The 20714-nt window shown below is 68.2% G+C and carries 13 protein-coding genes; 3 read left to right on the top strand and 10 right to left on the bottom strand.

What is annotated here, in order from left to right; translation table 11 throughout:
- Positions 1 to 85 precede the first annotated feature (85 nt).
- Complete coding sequence (locus FHW84_RS07470) at positions 86 to 1411, top strand: carbohydrate porin (RefSeq protein ID WP_243867982.1); 1326 nt, start codon at positions 86 to 88, stop codon at positions 1409 to 1411.
- A 164-nt stretch (positions 1412 to 1575) separates the two neighbouring features.
- On the opposite strand, the gene FHW84_RS07465 is transcribed toward FHW84_RS07470, so the two are convergent.
- The gene (locus FHW84_RS07465; protein WP_167254025.1) at positions 1576 to 3444 is read right to left on the bottom strand and encodes a beta-galactosidase; all 1869 of its coding nucleotides are present in this window, start codon (positions 3442 to 3444) and stop codon (positions 1576 to 1578) included.
- 9 nt (positions 3445 to 3453) lie between these two features.
- A complete protein-coding gene (locus tag FHW84_RS07460; RefSeq protein ID WP_167254023.1) occupies positions 3454 to 4104 on the bottom strand; it encodes a hypothetical protein in 651 nt (216 codons plus the stop codon).
- Between FHW84_RS07460 and FHW84_RS07455 the strand changes: the two genes are divergently transcribed.
- A complete protein-coding gene (locus tag FHW84_RS07455) occupies positions 4103 to 5212 on the top strand; it encodes a hypothetical protein (protein ID WP_167254021.1) in 1110 nt (369 codons plus the stop codon). The genes FHW84_RS07460 and FHW84_RS07455 overlap by 2 nt on opposite strands.
- A 41-nt stretch (positions 5213 to 5253) precedes the next feature.
- On the opposite strand, the gene FHW84_RS07450 is transcribed toward FHW84_RS07455, so the two are convergent.
- Positions 5254 to 7461, bottom strand: coding sequence for an alpha-N-acetylglucosaminidase (locus FHW84_RS07450; RefSeq protein WP_167254019.1), 2208 nt, complete (start codon positions 7459 to 7461; stop codon positions 5254 to 5256).
- A gap of 743 nt (positions 7462 to 8204) precedes the next feature.
- On the opposite strand from FHW84_RS07450, the gene FHW84_RS07445 reads away from it, so the two are divergent.
- Positions 8205 to 9548 (top strand): hypothetical protein, encoded by a 1344-nt coding sequence (locus FHW84_RS07445; protein ID WP_167254017.1) that lies wholly within the window; start codon positions 8205 to 8207, stop codon positions 9546 to 9548.
- A gap of 15 nt (positions 9549 to 9563) precedes the next feature.
- Here FHW84_RS07445 and FHW84_RS07440 read toward each other — a convergent pair whose 3' ends face one another.
- The 7 genes from FHW84_RS07440 to FHW84_RS07410 form a co-directional block, all read right to left on the bottom strand.
- A complete protein-coding gene (locus FHW84_RS07440; RefSeq protein ID WP_167254015.1) occupies positions 9564 to 10721 on the bottom strand; it encodes a metallophosphoesterase family protein in 1158 nt (385 codons plus the stop codon).
- A 157-nt stretch (positions 10722 to 10878) separates the two neighbouring features.
- The gene (locus FHW84_RS07435) at positions 10879 to 13896 is read right to left on the bottom strand and encodes a TonB-dependent receptor (RefSeq protein ID WP_167254013.1); all 3018 of its coding nucleotides are present in this window, start codon (positions 13894 to 13896) and stop codon (positions 10879 to 10881) included.
- A gap of 98 nt (positions 13897 to 13994) precedes the next feature.
- Positions 13995 to 15479 (bottom strand): hypothetical protein, encoded by a 1485-nt coding sequence (locus tag FHW84_RS07430; protein WP_167254011.1) that lies wholly within the window; start codon positions 15477 to 15479, stop codon positions 13995 to 13997.
- Between the two features lie 62 nt (positions 15480 to 15541).
- Positions 15542 to 17554: an enterotoxin gene (locus FHW84_RS07425; RefSeq protein WP_243867980.1), complete on the bottom strand. Its 2013-nt coding sequence runs from the start codon at positions 17552 to 17554 to the stop codon at positions 15542 to 15544.
- A gap of 99 nt (positions 17555 to 17653) precedes the next feature.
- A complete protein-coding gene (locus tag FHW84_RS07420; RefSeq protein WP_167254009.1) occupies positions 17654 to 18586 on the bottom strand; it encodes a hexose kinase in 933 nt (310 codons plus the stop codon).
- Entirely contained in the window at positions 18583 to 19521 is a 939-nt protein-coding gene (locus tag FHW84_RS07415) for a carbohydrate kinase family protein (protein WP_343203575.1), read from the bottom strand. Before FHW84_RS07415 ends, FHW84_RS07420 begins: the two co-directional genes overlap by 4 nt.
- A complete protein-coding gene (locus FHW84_RS07410; RefSeq protein WP_343203574.1) occupies positions 19518 to 20657 on the bottom strand; it encodes a tagatose-6-phosphate ketose isomerase in 1140 nt (379 codons plus the stop codon). The genes FHW84_RS07415 and FHW84_RS07410 overlap by 4 nt, the downstream gene beginning before the upstream one ends.
- Between the last annotated feature and the right edge of the window lie 57 nt (positions 20658 to 20714).

The following is a 20714-nucleotide window of genomic DNA, read 5'->3' as shown; positions in this document are numbered from 1 at the left end:
CACCTCGTTGACGTTGACGTGCCACACCCGCGTGCCACCATGCGCCTTGCCGCGGAAACATGGGCCGCGCCGCCACGGAGTAAGGATGAAATCGCTGCGTTTCCTGGCAGTCGCCGCCCTGCTGTCCGCCGGCCCGGCCCTGCGCGCTGACGAAGCACCGGTGTTCGTGCCGCAATTCCTCGGCGCGCAATACACCATGATCGACCAGCACCAGGACCGCGTGCATTCGCCCTACTCGGGCCCGCTCAGCCTCAGCGCACGCACCGACACCGCCCGCTCGCACACCTTCGGCGCCTACTTCGGCGTGGCCCTGCCCGCGCATTTCCAGTTCTACTTCGACGTGGAGATGTTCAAGGGCCAGGGCGTCAGCGGCGCCACCGGCATGGCCGGCCTGCCCAACGGCGACGTGATCCGCTCCGGCTCCGCCAACCTGGGCAAATCGCCCTACGTGGCGCGCCGCTTCCTGCGCTGGACCCTGCCGCTGGGCGACGACACCGAGGACAACGAGCGCGCCATGGACCAGCTGCCCGGCAAGGAAGCCGCGCGCCGCATCGAAGTGAAGATCGGCAAGATGGCGATCAATGACGACTTCGACAAGAACCGCTACGCCGACGGTACCCGCACGCAGTTCATGAACTGGGCGTTGTTCAACAACGTGGCCTGGGATTTCGCCGCCGACACGCGCGGCTATACCGAAGGCCTGATGCTGGGCCTGGTCGAAGCGGGCTGGAGCCTGCGCTACGGCATCTACCGCATGCCCACCGAAGCGAACGGCTCGCACCTGGTGGAATCGCTGCGCAAGGCGCGCGGGCAGCAGCTGGAATTGACCCTCCAGCCGGACAAGGATGGCTGGGCCTTGCGCGCCCTGCTGTTCCAGAACCAGGCGAGCATGGGCGTGTACCGCACCGTGATAGCGCAGGCGCTGGCCACCGGCAGCACGCCGGATATCCGCGCGGATGACCGCCCCGGCCGCAAGAAGTACGGCGTCGGCCTCAATGGCGAACTGCCGCTGGCCGATGGCGGGGAAACCGGTTTATTCATGCGTGCCGGCTGGAACGACGGGCGCAACGAATCGTTTGCGTTTACCGAAGTGGATCGCACGCTGAGCGGCGGTTTCCAGCTGTCCGGCACGCATTGGGGACGCCAGCAGGATCACTTCAGCCTGGGCCTGGCGATCAATGCGCTGTCTTCGCCGCACCGCGAATATCTGGAGCTGGGCGGCAGCGGTTTCGTGCTGGGCGATGGCGCCTTGAATTACGGCCGCGAACAAATCATGGAGGCGTACTACAGCTTCGTGCCGTTCGAGCATCTGACGCTGAGCCCGGATGTCCAGTGGGTGCGGCACCCTGGCTACAACCGCGACCGCGGGCCGGCGAGATTCGTGGCGCTGCGTGCGCACGTAGAGTTCTGACGGGACCGCGACAACCTCTCAATCCTCGTCATTCCGGCGCAGGCCGGAATCCAGTGACGTCGGGGCTCGATTGTCGCGATATCGCCCACGCATTTCGCTTTTGGGCGATGACGCGACAATCCAACACTGTCGCTACTGGATTCCGGCCTACGCCGGAATGACGGCTAGGCGTGGAGGTGTTCGAATCCCTCGATCGCCGCCTCCTCCGTGCGATGCATATCGAACACCAGCACCTCGTTCTCCCCCGCCTTCAACCACGAAGCCGGACAGAACAACCGCTGCTGCGGCCCGATCCGCCAATACCTTCCCAGCAGATGCCCGTTCACCCACACATAGCCCTTGTCCCAGGCGCTCATGTCCAGATAGGTATCCGCCGTCTTCTGCAGCGCCAGCGCGCCCTTGAAGAACAGCCCCGGCCGCTCCGGCTTGTGCGCCAGCGGACGCAGCCCCGCCAGATAAGCATCGTCGAGCGGAAAACCATGCGCCGACCAGTGCTGCTGCACTTCGCCATCCAGCCGTATCTCGCCCACGATGCCCTTGCGGTCCGCCATCGCCTGCCCATAGCCGACGTGCCCGAAGCTGTCGACCAGGATCTCGATCGCCTCGCCATCCTGCGCATGCGGCGCCGGCACCTCCACGTAGGTGGCCTCGCGCAAGCCCGGCTTGCGCACGCGCGAGATGTAGCCGAGATAACGCCCCGCGCCGAACACGGTCGCGTAATCGCGCACGCCTTCGACGGACAGGCGTCCGCCCTTCGGTGACATCGCGCGATACAGCACCATGCCGTGGTCCTGCCCGAACAGCAGCTCGTTCGCCACCGGCCCCTGGTCGAGCGGCTTCGCCGGCGTAAGGTTCTCCCACAGCGACGCATACGGCTGCAGCTCGAACTTCGCGAACCGCATCGCCGGCGGCGCCGCCGGAACCGCCGGCAGCGGATGCGCCAGCTTCTCGCCGATGATGCGGCGGAACTCGCGGTAATCCGCCGTCGCCGCGCCGCGCTCGTCGATCGGCGCGCCGTAGTCGTAGCTGGTGATCACCGGATCGAACTTGCCGTAGTCGGCATCCGCATTGGCGCCCGCGCCGAAACCGAAATTGCTGCCGCCATGCGCCACGTACAGATTGAACGAGCGCCCCTCGGCCATCAGCTTCTTCAGCGTCGCCGCGTAATCGCCGCGCTGGAACTCCTGGTCGCCCCAATGCGTCAGCCAGCCGGGATAACCCTCGCCCACCCACACCGGCGCCTCGCCGGCGATCGCCTGCGCCGCGGCGAAATCGGTATCGCCGTCCAGGCCCAGCGCGCTGCCGGGCAGATACGTCTGCTGCTTCTGGATCGTGCCCAGCCCATCCGAAATGGAGAACGGCCCCTCGATGCCGCGCTCGCGCCACATCGCCTGGATCCGCTGCAGATACGCCAGGTCGCCGCCGAACGAGGCGTACTCGTTCTCCACCTGCACCATCAGGATCGGCCCGCCCTTGTCCGCCATCAGCGGCGCGATATGCGGCGCGATCGTGTCCAGATAACGCGCCACTGCCCGCATGTAGCGCGGATCGTCCTTGTCGCGCACGCGGATGTCCGGCTCGCGCAGCAGATACGGCGGCAGCCCGCCGAAATCCCATTCGGCGCATACGTACGGCCCGGGCCGCAGATACACCCACATGCCCTCCTGCTGGCACAGCTTGATGAAGCGCACGAAGTCGCGGTTGCCGCTTTCCAGATCGAACACGCCGGGTTCTTGTTCCAGCGCGTTCCACATCAGATAGATGGCTACCGTGTTCAGGCCCATCGCCTTGACCATGCGGATGCGCTGCGTCCAGTACTCCGCCGGCACGCGGATCGGATGCATCTCGCCGCTGCGGATCTGGAATGGACGTCCATCCAGCAGGAACTCGCGCTTGCCGAGTGCGAAGCGATGGACGCGGCCATCGGGCGCAGGCTCCGCCTGCTTCGGCGGAGCGGTTGCCGCGTCGACACGCAGGCTCAATGCACCCAACGGTGCGAGCGCACTCAGGCGCAGGAAGGCTCTTCGCCGCACGGGAACTCCTCAGGCTGGCAGGGGATGGAGGCGCATCCGCGTGGCGTCCGGGCTGGGCGAAAGCCGTTCGATGGTAGCGCGGGCCGGCAGGCCCCGCCGTGCGCGAATGCCCACGGCTGCCGCGCCCTGGCGAGCGCCCCGGGCCCGGAGTAACCTCCGGGGTCCTTGAGGGGGAATCAGGGTCATGCCACACGGAACAGGGAGTTCTGGCACGGGCGGGAGCGGCTCCGGCAGCGGGAGCGGGAGCGGTTCTGGCAGCGGCGGTTCGGGAGGCGGGCGCCCGCGCAGTTCCACGCCTTCGTCGTCGTCTTCGACCTCGGGGCAGCCACTGCAGCATTCGTCCACCTCGTCCACGCGCACGTCCAGTACGACGCTGTCGCCCATGGTCACCCCATCGCCCAGGCCGACCACGCTGTCGCCCGTGTTACGCAGTGGCGCGGCCAGCGCGCCACGGCCTTCGATCACCACCACGGCATCGACGACCTCCACGCCGCCGCCCTCGTCCACCACCTCCTCCTCAGCGCTTTCGCCCATGCTGCCCTTGCATGGCGGCGCGACGCATTCGACCGCGCCGGCCACCTCGTCCGGTGCAGCATCGCCATCGAGCTCGCTGTCGCCGATGCCACCGCCGCCGACCGCGCCGCCGACGCTGTCGCCCATGCCTGGCTACAAGGCCTCGTCCGACAAGACATTGACCTCGGGGCAGGCTTCTTCCGGCGGCTTCCGCCCCGCCGGCACCGAAAAAGTGGTGCAGGCCAAGCCAATCGACGAGAGCGAGTTCCGCTCACCGTCCAACCCGACCACCTCCGGGCACAGCAGCGGCTACCACGAGAGCTTTCTGCCGACGGACGCCATGCGGTTCCTGTCGCGGCGCAAGGTCAACACCGACGGCACGGCCACCATGCCGGCCTGGAGCGGCAACAGCGTGCTGCCCAAGTACGCCGGCAGCACGATCCTGGAACCGAACGTCAGGCCCGTCGCCGAAGCCAGCGACGGTGCGCGCACGGATACCGCGCAGACCGTGCTGAGCGTGCCCGGCGGCAAGCCCGCGGGCCATACCGGCTCCGGCGTCAAGACGACGGGACAGGCCGCGGCGCACGACTTCCTGCGCCACCAGGGCATGCGCACCCTGCAGGAACCCGGCGTCACCTCCGGCGTGGCAGGCACCGTCGCCGGCGCCATGACGGTCATGAGCGTCGCTCCGGGCCAGATCGCCAGCACCGCGCAAGGCGCCGGCAACCTCAAGGACGTGCAGGCCCGCTCGAGCTACGAGGAGCGCAGGAACGACGCCAAGCGCAAGCTTGGCGCGTACTACCAGTCGCTGCCGCCGAAAGAGCAGAACGTCGTGATGAAACTGGCCAAGCAGGGCATGGGCGATCTCAAGGACAGCGGCCGCCGCCTGCTGCCCGATCGTCCCCACTCGCCGCTGCGCGATCCGACCGGCGGTACCGGGGCCGCCCTCAGCGGCGGCGGCTACCTGCCCATGCCGCCCGTGCTTACGCCGACACCGCCGTCATCCGCGTTCGCGCCCATACCCGCCAGCAGCTCGTCGAGCTCGTCGTCGACATCCAGCGCGCACCAGACGCCGACGATCGGCACGCCTGTCGTCACCGCGCCCCCGAGACTGGCCACGACGACCACCACCACGACCACCGTCGCCACCGCCACGCCACCGACCACGCCGAGCACCGCGGCCGGCGGATCCGGCGCCGATGCCCGCGGCATCGCCATGGACATCACCAGTTCGTTCCGTTCCGATCGCAAATAGCCGTACGCGCGCAGCCTGCCGCGACCGGATGACGATCCGGCTCAGTCGCCGGCAGCGGCGCAGAGCCGGAACCGATGCGCGACCTCCCCGGCGAGGCGCCATGGATCGCCGGCGGGTTCCGTAACGTACGGCTCGCGCGAGCGCGCCCAGGACTGCTCCATCGCGTACCAATCGATCGGCTGCGTCCGACTGCCGTTCAATCCATCCTGCAGCGTGTCGAACAAACGCCGCCACCGTTGCGCATACAGCCCGTCGACCAGGCCCGCCAACTCGCGATTGGCATAGTCGTGCAAGCCGCCGCGATCGGCACCCGAGCGGTCGCCCCAGCTGGCCAGGATCGAGCGCTGGTCGTATTCGAGCTGCGCAGCTTCGGCGTCGTCGCGCGCGGCGGCCTTTGCGTGCATCAGCCAGCGGCCGAGCAGGAAGTCGGGGTCGGAGGCGAGCAGGCGGTCGAGCATTGCCATGTCGTCCATCCATGCGGTGGTCAGCGCCTGGAACTGCTTCCTGTCTTTCGCTTCGTAGGCTGCCTTGATGCGCGGCAGCAGCAGCCGCGATTGATTGCTGAGCGCCTGCCGCGTGATGTCGACCAGGTCGTGGCGATACGCAGAGGTGGTGCGCAATGCCGGCGCCACCTCGAGCAACTCGCATACGGCGCCGTTGAAGCGTGCGGGATCGTAGCGCGCAGCGGTGGGCGACCAGGTCGCCGCGCTGCGTATATCCAGGCTCGGCCTTGCGCCAAACAGACCGTCGTGCGGTTCCGACCATTCGCCCGACGGCATCGCATAAGCGGTCCGCGCGAGGATCCGCCACGCAGCGCGCGCATGAGCGTCGCCTCCGCCGTAGCGGTACACCGCATAGCGCTCGAACCAGCGCGGCGCATCGTCCGGCACCGGCGTCCAGGCCAGGGCCGTGAACAGCGCATACGTGGCCGGATCGGTGCCGCTGCCCTCCGGCATATAGGCGATGCCACGCAGCGAACCCGCATCCTCGCGCCGCCACGCGGCGAAGCGCCGGATCCACACACCGGCGTTCGCCCCGAGCGTGGTGTGGCCGCCGAAATTGGGAATGGTGCCGAATGCGAACGGCGCGCCCGCCCAATCGCGTTTGCGGTCCATGCCGTTGTAGCGGTCGGACAGGCCATCGACGATCAGCAGGCGCTCATGCGGCACCGCTTCCATCACCGCGTGCGGCGGATTGTGCTGCCAGCCGAGCAGCACCCAGCGCGCGGCTGGATGCGCGGCATCCAGCGCAGCGAACACTTGCTTCGCCGCGTCACGCACCGGCACGTCGCCAGCCCTGCCGCCCTCATGCAACAGATCCATCTTGTACAGCACACCATCGCCGAACAGCTCTCGCTGGTGGCGATAGAACGCAGCAGCCACCTTGGCGAAATCCGCATCGCGCGGATCCAGCCAGTCCGGCCGCTGGAATCCCACCCACTCGCCCTGCGGCACCAGGGCCGCACCGGGCTGCTTCGCCGCGAAGCCCGGCGGCACCGTGCCGAAATAACCCGGCAGCACCGGCTGCATGCCCAGTTCGTGCAGGCGCTCGACGATACGGCGACCCAATGCCACTCGCTGCGCGAACAGTTGCGCCGATATCGGCCCGCCGAAACCCGACATGTTCTGCAGCAGCCACCACGGCTGATGCGCGGGTGCCGGAATCCACGCGCGCAGTTCATCATCGCTATAGCCGAACTCACGGAACGCGCGGCGGTACACCTCCTCCGCGCCCACCGGCACGAACACCTCGTTGATGCCGCGCAATGCGAGCAGGTCGATCTTGTGTTCCCATCCCGGCCAGTCGAGATAGGCATCGGAATAGCCATCGTCGACGTCGTTGAGCGCGAAGCGGTCGGGCACCACCGCATGGCTTTCGATCGGATGCGTCGGCGCAGGCAGCGTGGCGGGCAGCCGGTCGAGGCTGTCGCCCGGCCAGCCGATGCTCACGCGGGGCACCTGTTCGAGATAGGCCTCGACGCCGGTAAGCAGCACCGCCGGGGAAGTACCGGCAATCTCGATATGCCCCGGCGTACCGCGGATGCTGTAGCGATCGCCGCCACCGGGAGCAAGCGCGGACAGTGCGATCTGCGCTTCATGCCGTGGCAGCAGGCGCTTCAGCGCCATTCGGGCCGGTGCCGTGTCGAAAACCGCATCGGCATGCGCAACACAGGAAATCAGCGCCAACATGGTCACCGCGAGCAGCTGCCGCAACGCCAGGTGCCGCAAGGATGTATCGGTGGCACGCATCGACTTCCCTCTCCGCAAAGATCAGGCCGCAGATTATCCGCTCCCCCCGCGAGCCGGCTAAGGGCTTGCATGCATTCTCTTCACGCCGCCAGCCACGCACTGGCGGCCTGGAATAACCGCGGCTAGGCTCCAACCTCCTTGATGGGGGAATCAGGGTCATGCCAAGGAAGCAGGACGGCGGCGCAGGTTCAGGGGCGGCCAAGCCGAGCACCATGCCCGCGGGCGCTCGCGCGGCTGCGGCTGCGGCCGCTTCGTCCCCGCCGGCCAGGCACACGCCTCCGGCATCACCGCCTCCGCTTGCTCCACTGTCCGCCGCCGCGAGCTGGCTTGCAGCTGCGCGGATGAGGCCTGCGGCGACTCCCGCCAGGCCGCCGCGGCGCCATCAGCTCCACATCCGGGCGGCGGCACGTGCGGCACAGGCTGTCGCTGCAGCAGCGGCGGCAGGGACGCCGCCGGTGACGCCTCCTTCCTCCCCCGGCCCCGCGGCGCCCACGCATCAGCCGCCCCGCGCCACAGCAGCTGCCGCCGCTGCAGGCGCAGGAGCGGGAGCACGGCAGATGTCGCCGCCGCCTCCGCGCCATTCCACGGCGTCAACCCATCGGCCACAGGCAGCCGCCGGAGCCGGAGCCGGCGCGTTGCAGGTGCCGCCGTCCGCACACTGGTCCGTAGCGTCCCCGCAGCAGACTCCCCGTGCGGCAGCCGCCGCCGCGGCGGCGTCCGGCACATCCGATTCGCTATCGCCGATGAGCGCCGCCGCCCATCCCGCGCAATCGGCATCCGTGGCGCCATATCGTGCGCTGGGTGACCTGACACTGACCGCAGCGAAAGCCAGAGAAGGCGGATTCAGGACGCAAGCCACCGCCAACGTCATCGCCGGCAAGAAGATCGCCGCGCAGCATTTCCGGGTCCCCTCCAACCCGACCAAGGCCAAGCACAAGAGCGGATACCACGAAGCAACGGTCACCACCGACATGGCGGTATTCCTGTCCCACCGCACCGTGGGCAGGATTGAATCCACTCTGCCGGTCAATACAGGCAACAGCGCATTGCGCGACTACTCACGCGCGACGATTTTCGAAGCCAATGTCAGACCGCTCATGGAAGCGGGCGATGGCGCCAGGCCCGACACGGCAAGGACCTTCCTGAGCGTGCCCGGCGGAACGGCGGCCGGGCATAGCGGCTCGGGCACGGACACCACGGGCCAGGCGGCGGCACACGATTTCCTGCGTGTGCAAGGGATGCACATGCTGCAGGCGCCAATCATGACGCCCGGTATTGCCGGCGTGGCCTCCGCCGCGCTGATGGTGATGAGCATGGCCCCAGGTCAGTACGCCAGCACCGTCGCGAATGCCGGCAAACTCAAGGACAGGGCGGCCCTGCAAAATTACGAAGGAGATCGAAACGCGGCGAAGCTCGACGTCCGGCACTACTTCATGCGGCTGCCTGCCAACGAGCGGCATGAGGTCATGCGTCATGCCCGCCAGGCGATGACTGACCTCAACGACAACCAACGGCAGTTGCTGCCCGACGCACCCTATTCTCCTATGCGCGACAGCGCCCGGCCCGCCGGGGCCGCCGTTGCCGGCGGTGGGTACCTCCCGTCGCACCCTGCGTTGCCGCCGCTCTTGGCGCTGCCTCCGCCGGCAGCGGCAGCGGCATCCGCGGCCGTATCCAGAAGCGCCAGCATCACTCAGCGCCACACCCCTCAGGCCGCAGCGGCAAGCGCGGCGTCCCCCTCCGCAGCAACAGCGGCCGCCGCCATGGCGGCAACGCCGCCACACGGCGCCGGCCAAGCCACAGGCGGCAAGCGGCGGTTCGCGGACTCTCCGCCCGCAGCGGCGGGTTCGGGGGCGGGTTCGTCGGCGCGCACCGCTGCGATTCACGCCCATCCACAGGCGCCGGCCACACCGGCAGCAGCCGCGGCTGCCCGGCCATCGAACAAGCGCGCGCGAACGCAATCGCCCGCCTTTGCCGCGGCGGCCGCCGCCGCGGCAAGCCCTGCTTCGCCCCAGGCTCTATCGCCGCTCCTGTCGCCACGCTCGATAAACCTTGCCGTGAGCGCTCATTTTCGCGCCAGGCGACGCTAGCAGCCGCACCGGCCGCTATTTGCTCCTGCGTTCCAGCACGAAAGTGTCCAGAGCCTTGCCGGCACGATCGAGCACGGTGACCTTCAGCTCCCGCTCGTCCGCTTCGACCCGCGCGATCTGGTCCTGGCCCAAGGCGAGAATGGTGAAGTCGTTGCCGCGCTCGCCCGGCTTCACCCGTTCCAGCCGGTGCAGATGGCCGGCGATGAACAGATCGACCTTGGCTTCGTTCGCGCGCTTCGTCCACTCCGCGTCGGCGCCGTCCAGCCAGCCCCAGTGGGGAATGTGGCCGAGCACCACCGTGAATGGCGCGCTGCGCACCCTGGGTTCGTCCGCGAGCACACGCTGGAACCAGGCGTATTCCTCGGCGCGGTACGCGCGCAGGTCGTTGAGGCCCGCGTAGACGTTGGTCGCATCCGGCTTGTCCTCGCCGGTATCGACCACCACCAGGTGCACCGGCCCCTGATCGCGGGTGTAGTAGTAGCGGCCTTCCTGCGCATGCAGATAGTCGCCCAGCGAGCGGGCGAACTCGCCGCGGTATTCGTGATTGCCACGCGCGTAGATCAATGGCGTGCGGCCTTGCAACCCGGTGGCCAGCGGCTCCAGGAACCGGTCCTTCAGCTGGTTCTCGCTGGTGGCGTAATGCACGCCGTCGCCGGTATGCACGATGAAATCCACCGGCTGCCGCTGCGCGAGCGCGGCCAGGGCACGGACGCGCTCGACGTCCTCGTGCGTGTCCGTCATCGTCGCGAAGCGGGTACTGGCCTTCGACGCATCGAAGGTGGTGAAGCTGTAGAGCGGACTTTGCACGGTCCGGCCGCGATCCGGCCAGTAGGGTTTCAGCGCAACCACGCGCCGCGAGGCGATGCGGTACTGGTAAGTACGGCCGGGTTGCAATCCGCGCAGCACCACGCGATGCATCGTGCCCACCGAGACCAGGCCGTCGACCTGCGGCACCGCCTCATGGTCGAGCGCATGCTCGCCGTAGCTGACCTTGGCGTCGCTTGGCGCATCGGTCATCCACTCGATCACCACCGAGTCCTCTGCCATGTCCAGCAGCAGCGGACCCATGGTGATGGCCGGCGTGGCGTCGTAGACCTTGTAGGGCGCGTTGGCGTCGTCGTCCGCGGCGGCGGGCGCCGCCGCGGCCTTGGCTGGCATCGGCTGGGCATGCATGGTCGATATCCCGCACAGGAAAATAAGGATCGAACCTGCCTTGATTAGCCCCAAACCGGCCATCGATATCTCCGCCCGCTGCAGTTCAAATCATCCGGACACGCCATGTGGCCGAATGGGCATTCCATGGAAAGGCACGTCCCTGTGCCGTCGCTCATCAATAGTCGTAAGTCACCGAGAAGCGCAGGTAGCGCGGCGCCTGCATCACGCGCGGCGTGCCGTACAGCGGATTCAAGGTGCCGTCGGACTTGGCATACAGGTTCGGCGTGATGTTCACCACCGGCTGGCTGTTGAACACATTGAACACGTCCAGGTGCAGGCCCAGCTTGTGCGCGGCGAAGTCCGGCGTGTACTTCACGCCCAGGTCCACCTGGCGCTGCCACGGCAGGCGGCCGATGCTGCCCGGCGTCACCGGCACGCCGCGGCAGAAGTGGTACGAGGAGCCATAGCCGGACGGATCCGGATTGTCGCCCGGGAACAGCCCCAGGCACACATTCGGCGCACCCGAGATCAACGACACATTGCCCGACACCAGCCACTCCGGCGTGATCTGGTAATAGCCCCACAGCTTGATCTGGTGGCGGTGGTCGTTGCCCTGGTCGCCATTGCTGTAGACCATGATCGGCGCATTGTCCCAGTCGGCCGATTCGCTCGGGCCGTCGGACTGCACGTTCGACTGCGTCCAGCCCTCGGTATTGCCGTAGCTGCGCGAGAACACGTAGTCGAGCTTGCCGTACCACTTGCCGTCGAACGGATGCTCCAGGAACAGGTCGAGCTCGTAGTACTTGCGCTTCATGTCCGGGAAGCCGAGTTCCTCGCGGCTGAGCTTCACGTCGTGGTGCTGGCCCGCGTCGTCCACCACCACGAAGGTGTTGGCGCGGCCGGCGTTGATCAGATAGCAGCTGTTGAGCGAGCTGACGTTGTAGCCCAGCGCCTGCGCCTTGGCGGTGATCAGGTCGACGTCGCAGAAGTCGTCGATCGCGCTGCGCAGCACGCGGCGGGTGGCCTTGGCGCCGTACACCCACTCCTGCCCCAGGGTCTTGGTGAAGCCCAGGATGTACTCGTCCTGGTACATCGACTTCAGGTCCTTGGCCGTCACCGTCTTCGGGTCGGGCAGCACGCCGAAGTTGTTGTTGGCCGAGACCGGTGGCGACATCTGGGTCAGCCCGCTGGGCGTGCCGTCCGGATTGATGCCGCTGTAGGTGAAGTACTGCGTGGTGCTGGTCTGCGCGCCGGCGGCGCTCAGCGCCGGCTCCAGCGGCGAGGCCAGATAGTAGCGGCCGATATTGCCGAACACCTTGAAGCTGGAATCGCCGTTGACGTCCCAGGCAAAGCCCAGGCGCGGCGCCCATTGCGCGGTCTGCTTGATGTACGGCTGCGCGTTGGCGTTGTAGTTGGTGAACTGGTCGTTGCGGATACCGAGCGACAGCAGCAGGCGGTCGTTGAACTGCCAGTTGTCCTCGATGTACTGCGCATGCTCCACCGTCTTGACGTTGGCCAGCTGGCTGTTGACGTTCCTCATCACGTAATAGCCGGTGGCGCCGTTGGGAAAGCCCGCGGTCGGGCCCACGCCCAGGCCTGGATCCAGCGGCGCGGTCGGATGATCCGAATGGCCATAGCTCCAGCTGTAGCCGGGACCGGAGGTCACCCTGCCCTGGTTCAGCGCTTCGGCGGTGAGGTTGTCGATGCCGGCGGTCAGCGTGTGGTCGCCCAGCTTGTACTCCAGCGCCACGCGCAGGTTGGTCACCGTGTTGCCGCGGTCCGGGTCGTACAGCGAAGTGGTGGTCTGGTTGTTGAAGCGCGGCTGGCTGCCGACGATGGCCGGGTTCTGCGCGGTGATGCCCGACACGTAGGTCAGATCCGGGGCATAGCCGACCGGCTGCTGGAACGCGCGCGTCTTCATCTTGCCGTACTGCGCGGTGAGCGTGAGGCTCTCGGTCAGGTAGCCGGTGTACTTGCCCGTCCACAGGTCGCCGCCGTTCTTGGTGCTGTCGGCATGGCTGACCAGGCGGCCGGGCACCATGTTCTGGAAGTCGTAGCGGTACAGGTTGCCCTGGTAGGAGCGCTTGTTGGAGGCGCCGGTCAGTTCGACGATATTGCTGTCGTTGATGTTCCAGTCCAGCTTCGCGTACCACTTGGGCATCTTGTACTGGTAGGTCTGGTACGGCGAGCTGCTGGTCACCGTGCCGACCGAGCTGCCCTGCTGCTTGGACATCTCCGCCGAGGCGAAGAAGAACAGCTTGTCCTTGACGATCGGGCCGCCGACATAGGCGTCGTAGGTGGTGATCCAGTATTCGTTCTTCTCGCGCGGCGAATACAGCGAGCCGGTCGGCAGCGGCGGATTCGGCAGGCCGTTCTGGTAATAGAAGTTCTTGGCCGAGGAACGCAGCGATGCCGGTTCCCAGCTCGCGCGTCCGCCGAAATGCCATTCGTTGGTACCGCGCTTGCCCACCATGTTCAGCACGCCGCCGTCGGAGCGGCCGTACTGCGCGCTGTAGCCGCCGGTGTAGGCCTCTTCCTGGTCGATCGAGCCGTAGGGCAAGGTCAGGCCGCCCTCCGACTTCAGCGGATCGGTCGTGTTGAAGCCGTTGATGTAGTACGCGTTCTCGTTGGCGCCCGAACCGCCGAAGCTGACCAGCGAACCGCCGGTGGCGCTGGTGAAACCGCCGCCGTTGTTCACCGCGCCCGGCGCCAGCCGCGCCACGGCTTCGGCCGAATAACCCAGCGGCAGCTTGGCCAGCTGCTCGGAAGTGATCACCGTGCGCGAGTCCACGCTGGTCACGTCGATCGCCGGCAGTGCATTGGCGGAGACGCTGACGCCTTCGAGGTTCTTGGTGGCGGCCTCGGTAAACGACACGTCGGTGGCCGCACCCACGCGCAGGGCCACGTTGTCGCGCGTCTGCACGGCCTGGCCGCCGCGCTTCAAGGTCACCGTGTAATTGCCCAGCGGCAGCTGGTTGGCCGAATAACGGCCGCGCTCGTCCACCGCCACGTCGCGCTGCAGGCCATTGCCGCTCTGCAGGGTGACGGTATCGCCCATGCCCGCCGGCACCTGGCCGACGATGCTGCCGGTGGTGGACTGCGCATGCGCGATGCCGCCGGTGAGGCTGAGCGCGATCAACAGGCTCAATGGGCTTGGACACAGACTCTGGTACTTGGCTTGACGCTTGTTCATTTCGGCAACTCCCCAATCGTTTTATGGCTCATTGATTGACCGCTCCTTCCCCGCTGCCGGCGCGCGGCCGGCAGCTATCGGCGTCCATGCCGGCCCTTTCAAACCATCCGTTCGAAACTCAGCAGCGCGGCGCTGCCGCGCGGCACGGCGATGCGCGCCGCGCCTTGCGTATCCAGGTGCACGTCTTCGTTGGCATCGGCGAAGCTCACGCCATCGCGGCTGTCCAGCGCCGGCGCGCGCAGGCGCATGGTGTTGCCCTTGCCGTAGCCGGCCAGGCCGCCGACGGCGACGTCGGCGTCGCGCAGGCAGTCCTTGTTGATCATGGCGACCAGCACGCTGTCGCCGCGCCGCGCGGCATAGGCGCCGAGGTTGGCGCCGCCGGTGTCGAAGCGCGCCGGCAGCATGCGTGCGCCGGCAAAGCGCTGCGCCAGCTCGATGCCGTGGAACAGCGGCCGCGGCTGGAAACCCAGTTCGACGTTGCCGGCGATGGCCGAATAGCGGGAACTCACGGCATCGCGGCGCGCGGCGATGTCCGTCGCCGTGGTCGAAGCATTGGCCTCGCGGCCCAGCGAGGCTTCCACCGAAGCCAGCGTGCCGCCATGGAAATGGATGCCCGCCACGCCCAGTTGCGCCAATGCGAGCATGAAGTCCGCGCCCCAGAGCGCGGAAGCGAAAACGTTGCTGACGCCGTCGCGGCCGCCGAAGTAATACGAGTTGGCTTCGGTCAGGCGCAGCGGCAGATGCGTGGCATCGGCAAGGCCCGCCAGGCGCTCGGTATCTTCGATGCAACCTGGATCGCCGCCGAGCAGGTCGCCGATCGAACCGCGCGGCGCGGCATCGCGATAGTAGTGGCGGCTGAGAAAAACGCTGTCCTTGCCGTGTCGCCGGGCGAACTCGGCCACCCAGTCGGAGTTGGCGCCGGTATCCGGTCCGCCGAGCGGCAGGCCGGCCTTCCGCAACGCTTCGGCGTACGGCAGCCACATCGCCTCGAAGCTGGCGTAGTCCTTGGCGTAGTTGTTCGCCTCGTTGCCGATCTGGATCGCCACCAGGTCGTCGCCCACCGCCTTGCGCACGGCCAGGGCCAGCTCCACTGCCATCGCCGGCACGCCGATCTTCAGATTGACGCCGAAGATCAGCTTCCATCCGGTCGCACGCAGGAAGCTGGCCAGTTCGCGCAAGGCCTCCGGGCGCAACACCACCGGATGCTGCGGTCCGCCCTTGCGCGCCGGCTGCGGCGGCAGCGTGCCGCGGTATTCGCTCCATACCGTGAAGTCGCTGGTATTGCCGCCGATGCGCAGCACGCCCCGCGGATTCATGCGGCGCAGCAGTTCCACCAGTGAGCGATTGCCGGCCGAGAAGAAGGTCGGATCGGCCAGCTGGCCGGTCTCGTAGCTGAGGCTCGCCAGCGACTCGCTGACGACGCGCCCCGTTCCTTCCGGTTTGATCGCGAAACTCGCCTGCGCCGCATCGGCCACGGACGATGCCCGCTCCGCTGCCCGCGCCAGCCCGCCCAGCGTACCCGCCAGCGGCAGCAGGGCCGCCGCTTTCAACAGTCCGCGCCTCGTGCGCTCGAACGTGGTCATGCCTACCTCCCCGAAGATCGCCAGCCGTCCGCGCACCTCCCGTGGCGGACGGCCGGATCCGCTCAGCGCGTGGGTGTCAGTTCCAGCGTCAGCACTTCGAACGGCGCCAGCTGCACCGTCGCCGCGTGGTCGGCATCGAGCGAAGCGGGCACCTGCCCGCCGCCGGTCTTCCACACGTCGCGCACGCCGAAGTGGCGCGCGGCATCGGCCGGCAGCTGCAGTTGCCGGGCCAGGTCGAGCACGGCCGTCTGCGGCTGCGCATCCGGATTGCGCAAGGTGACGATGGATTTCTTCGGCGACCACGCGCCCCAGCCGTACACGTCCAGGCGTCCCGGGTCGCCGCCGATCCAGTGCGAATCGCGCAACACGTCGGCGTTGTCGCGCGCCCAGCGCGCGGCCTCGGCCAGCACGTCCCAGTCCGCTTCGGTCAGCAGCGTGGGCGTGATGTAGAGCTCCTGCAGCTGGGTGCCGGTGGCGAAGTACGAGCGCACTTCGCTGGCGAAGTCGTGGCCCGGATCGCTGCCGAGGTTGCGGTTTTCCTTCGCATAGATGATGCCGTGGAGCATCAGCGAATTGAGCGGGAACAGCGGCCCCTTGACCACGATATTGCGGTAGGTCTCGCGGTCGCGGTAAGTGATCCAGCGCTCGCGCTTGCTGCCCACGCCGGTGAGGTCGTCGTCCTCGCCGTCGCGCCAGATCGAATCGGCGTAGCGCAGCCAGAACGGCGAAGCCGTGGTGCCGGTGGTCAGGTTGATATAGGTGCCCGGCTTGGCCGCGCGGATGTCCTCGATCAGCTGGATCGCCGCGCCGAAGTCGCTGTCGAACACGCTGCCCGGGAATACCTTGTCCGCATTGCCGGTGCCGTCGAACTTGAACTGGTTGACGCCGTCCTTGGTCACCAGCTCCATCACCGCATCGTGGAAACGCTGGTAGTACTTCGGGCCGGACAGCGCCAGGCCGCCGTCGATGATCTCGTAGCCGGCCTGCGCGCCGCGCTCGGCGCGCTCCTTCTTCGGCGGGCCGTAGCCGCCCCAGGGCGACAGCCACATGCCGGGCGCGGCGCCGTACCTGGCGGCGGCATCGCGCAGCGGCAGGAAGCCGTGCGGGAAGTCCTTGCTGAAATGCCAGCTGCCGCTGCGGTCGTCCCAGCCGTCGTCGAACAGGAAGGAATCGAGCTTGACGTGGCGCTTCACGCTCAGCGCTTCGCCGAAGGCATGGATGCGGTCCAGCGCCTGCGCTTCCGTGTAGGGCGTGAAGTAACCGATGTCGTACCAGGAGTTGTAATGCAGGAACGGCGCGTAAGGCCGCGCGCGCTCGCGTTCGACGTAGGCGGCGAAATCGCGGCGCAGCTGGTCGCCATGGGTGGCGCCGATCACCGCCGAATAAGTCACCGACTGCCCCTTGCGCAGCGGCAGCTCGCGGTCGATCCACAGATTCACCTTGCTGCCGTGCACCTGGCTGCCTGACAGCGGATGTTCGAAGCCGAGGTAATCGCGGCCCGATACCACCGGCGAGCCGGCCACCGTGCCGATCACTTCCGCATCGGCGATCTTCGCCTGCAGCAAGTCGATGCGCTTGATCGCCTCGTCCTGCTTCAGCGCCGTGACGGTGACGATCTCGCGCAGGTAATCCGAACCTTCGCGCTGCACCAGTTGCCAGTCGACGCGGAAGCGGCCGTCGGCGTCGGTGAAGCTGGTCCGCACCGACTGCCCCTTCAGGCGCTCGGCCAGGCGCGAAGCCTTGGCATTGGCCTTGAGTGCCGCTGTCTTCGGCGCGGCGCTGGCGCGCATGTCGGCCGTGGTGATTTTGCTGCCGTCCGCGAGGGTCAGCACGAAGGGTGCGGTGATCTCCAGCGGGCGCTGGTTGATCTTGTCGTCCACCACCAGGCGATCGAGCTTGCCGCCGGCATACGACCAGCGCGCGGCGATGGCGCTGTTGCCGAAGGCCGCATCATCCGCGGCCTGGGCGGAGCCGATGCCGAGCACGGCGAGCAGCACGGCGATGAATTTGCGGCGCGGCCTGGCTAACGCAGGCCGCAGCGAAGGCGGAAGTTCGGATACGGATACAGGTGACATGCCGCAGTTCTCTCCAGTTCTGGAAAACACCACGGTCCTCCCCGTGGCCTCGTAACACCGTCCCGCGCGCCGCCGCTCCCACGGCGTCGCGCGGTGTCGTCAACCGTCGTAGCGGACCAGCCGTACCTCCGGCAGCAGCGCTTCCACCTGCGCCCGCTGCACATAGCCGGTCTCCTCGTGCAGCGCGTTGGCCGCGCCGCAGGCCACGCCCAGGCGCAGCGCCTGCGCGGGCTCCTGGCCGCGCCGCAGCGCCACCGCCACGCCGGCCAGGAAGCAATCGCCCGAGCCCACCGCATTCGCGCTGTGCGCGATGGCGAGCGAGGCGTGCCAGCAGGCCGCGCCGTCGAACCCCAGCGCGCCTTGCGCGCCGAGCGTCATCACCGGAAATGCCACGCCGCGCGTGTGCAGCTCGCGCGCCACGGCGGCGGCGTCTTCCAGCGTGTCCACCGCGCGGCCGGCCAGGTGGCCCGCCTCGTCGCGGTTGGGCTTGAGCAGGAAGGCGCCGGCAGCGGCGGCCAAGCGCAGCGCTTCGCCGCTGGCGTCGACCAGGCAGGGCAAGCGGCGCGGCGCGATCTGGCGCAGCAGCGCGGCATAGGTATCTGCTTCGAAACCGCGCGGCAGGCTGCCGGAGAACACCATGGCGTCAGTGTCTTCCACGCAGCGCCACAAGGTGTCCAGCAATTGCTGCTGCGCGCGCGGCTGCAGCAACGGGCCGGGATCGAGCACTTCGGTCATGCGCCCGCCGCGCTCGCGCAGCGCCAGGCAGTGGCGCAGCTCGCCGGGAATTTCCACGCCGTGGAACAGCACGCCGCGCTCGCTCATGCGGCGGGCGATCAGGTTGCGGTGGAAGGCGTCGGTCAGGCCGACCAGCTGCACCGGCTCGCCCAAGGCGGCGATGGTCTGCGCCACGTGCAGGCCCTTGCCGCCGGGATACGCCTGCACGGCGGCGGCGCGCTGAACTACGCCGGGCTCCAGCGCGTCCAGCGTATACAGCCGGTCGATCGCGGTGTTGAAGCCGGCGACGGTGATCATGCGGCGCCCGCCAGCAAGGCCGCGACTTCGTCCGCGCTGGCCTGGCGCGTGGTGCCGCCGATGCCGCGCGTGGAAAGGCTGCCGCAGGCATTGCCCCAGCGCAGGCAGTCGCGCAGCGGCAGCTGGCGCAGCCACGCATGCAGGAAGCCCGCATCGAAGGAGTCGCCGGCACCCGTGCTGTCCACCGCTTCGATGGCGAGCGCCGGTGCGATCAGCAGCGCGCCGTCATGCAGCACCGCGCAGCCTTGCCGGCCGCGCTTGGCCACGATCAGGGTGCGGCCGTTGTCCAGGGCGGCCAGCGCCTTGCGCACGTCGGTTTCGCCGGTCAGCGCGCGCAGCTCTTCTTCGTTTGGCAGAAATACGTCGACGTCTTCGAGCACGCCGCGCAGATCGTCGCCCCAGCGCTGCTCGGGATCGAAACCCGGATCCAGCGAGATGCTCAGCCCAGCCTTGCGGGCGCGCGCGAACAGTTGGCGGATTTCGGGGCGCAGCGCTTTCTGCAGATAGAACGAAGACACATGCAGGTGGCCCGCGCCCGCCAGCAGCGCATCGCTGACATCTTCCGCGCGCAGCGCCGCGATGGCGCCGCTGAAGGTCACCAGCGCACGGTCGCGCGGCGTGGACAGCGAGACGGTGATGCCGGTGCGCAAGCTGGCTTCCGGCTGCAGCGAAGCGACATCGATGCCGGCCTCGCGCATGGCGCCGAGGCAGTAGTGCCCCCACGCATCCGCACCCAGCCGGCCATGGAACGCCACCGCATTGCCCAGCCGCGCCAGCCCCATCGCGCAGATCATCGAGGAACTGCCCGGCGTCATCAGGAAATCGTCGGCCAGCACTTCCTGGCCCGGCGCGGGCTCGGCGTGCAGGCCTTTCAGGACCAGGTCGACATTGACCTCGCCCACCACCAGCACGCGCCCAGGCACGGCCGTCGTCACGCGCCGTTTCCGTGCAACGTGAAGGACTGCACCACGCGCGTGAGCACGCCTTGCGAAGGTGCGTCGGGGCGATCGCCAAGACGCAGGCAGCGGAAGAATGCCAGCAGCTGGCCCACCGCCACGTCCGCCAGCAGCGAAGGCAGTTCGCCGTGGTGGCCCAGGCCGGCGAGTTCGATCGCCACGTCGCCGGGCCGCAGTACGTCGGCGGGGATGCCCTCGCCCACCACCAGCTTGGCCAGGCCCAGCTGCTTGCGGTCCAGTTCGCGCAGCAGGTCCAGCTCGTAGCCGCGCACCGCCGGATCCGCCGACAGGAAGCCGACGATCAGCGTGCCGGGGCGGATGCTCGACATCGGCCCGTGGCGCAGGCCCAGGAAAGTCTCGGCCATGGTGATGACCTTGCCGCCGGTCATCTCCACCATCTTCAGCGCTGCCTCGTGCGCGGCGCCGATGCCGCCGCCGCTGCCCAGGTACACCGCGCCCTCGACGTTGCGCGAAGCCAGTTCCGCCAGCGCCACGGCTTGTTCGTCGAACAGGTAGTCGACCACCGCGGCCAGCGCGGCGACGGCCTGCCCGGTCAGCACGCCGGCGCTGTCCAGCAGCAGGCCGGAACCGGCCAGCAGCAGGTTGGTAAAGCTGCTGGTCATCACCAGGCTGCGGTCGTTGGTGCGCTCGTCCAGCACCAGCACGGTGACGCGCGGATCGTGGTTGTAGCGCGTGGCGAGCTTGCCGTTGGCATTGCAGGTGATCACCAGGTGCCGCCATGCCGGCGCATCGGCCAGCACGCGGTCCACCACGCCGCAGCTTTCGGGGCTGTCGCCCGAACGCGCCAGCGAGATCAGCAGGCCCTCGCCCGGCGGCAGCACGCCGCGCCAGTGCGTAAGCAAGGTGCCGGCGGCGATCGCCTGCGCGGGAATGCCTAAGCCTTCCTGCAGCGTGGGCGCCAGGCATTCGCCGATATACATGGAGCTGCCCGAACCGGTCAGCACGATGTGCGGCGGCCGCGGCGACATGGCGCGCGCCAGCCGCTCGCGCACCGCCGGCTCGCGCAGCAGGGCCGCGGTGCCGCGCCAGGTGGCTGGCTGCTGCAGCACCTCGCGCAAGGTGTCGGCATAGCCGGCCGTCTGCTGCTCCGCCACGGGACGGCTGCGCAGTCCGGAAAGACCATCGTTTTCTTTCGTTTTCTTATCAACTAT

The organism is Dyella sp. SG562 (genome assembly GCF_011759495.1).
Classification (GTDB): Bacteria; Pseudomonadota; Gammaproteobacteria; order Xanthomonadales; family Rhodanobacteraceae; genus Dyella_D; species Dyella_D marensis.
Note: the sequence above shows the minus strand (reverse complement) of the source record. Positions and strands in the feature narration are given on the sequence as shown.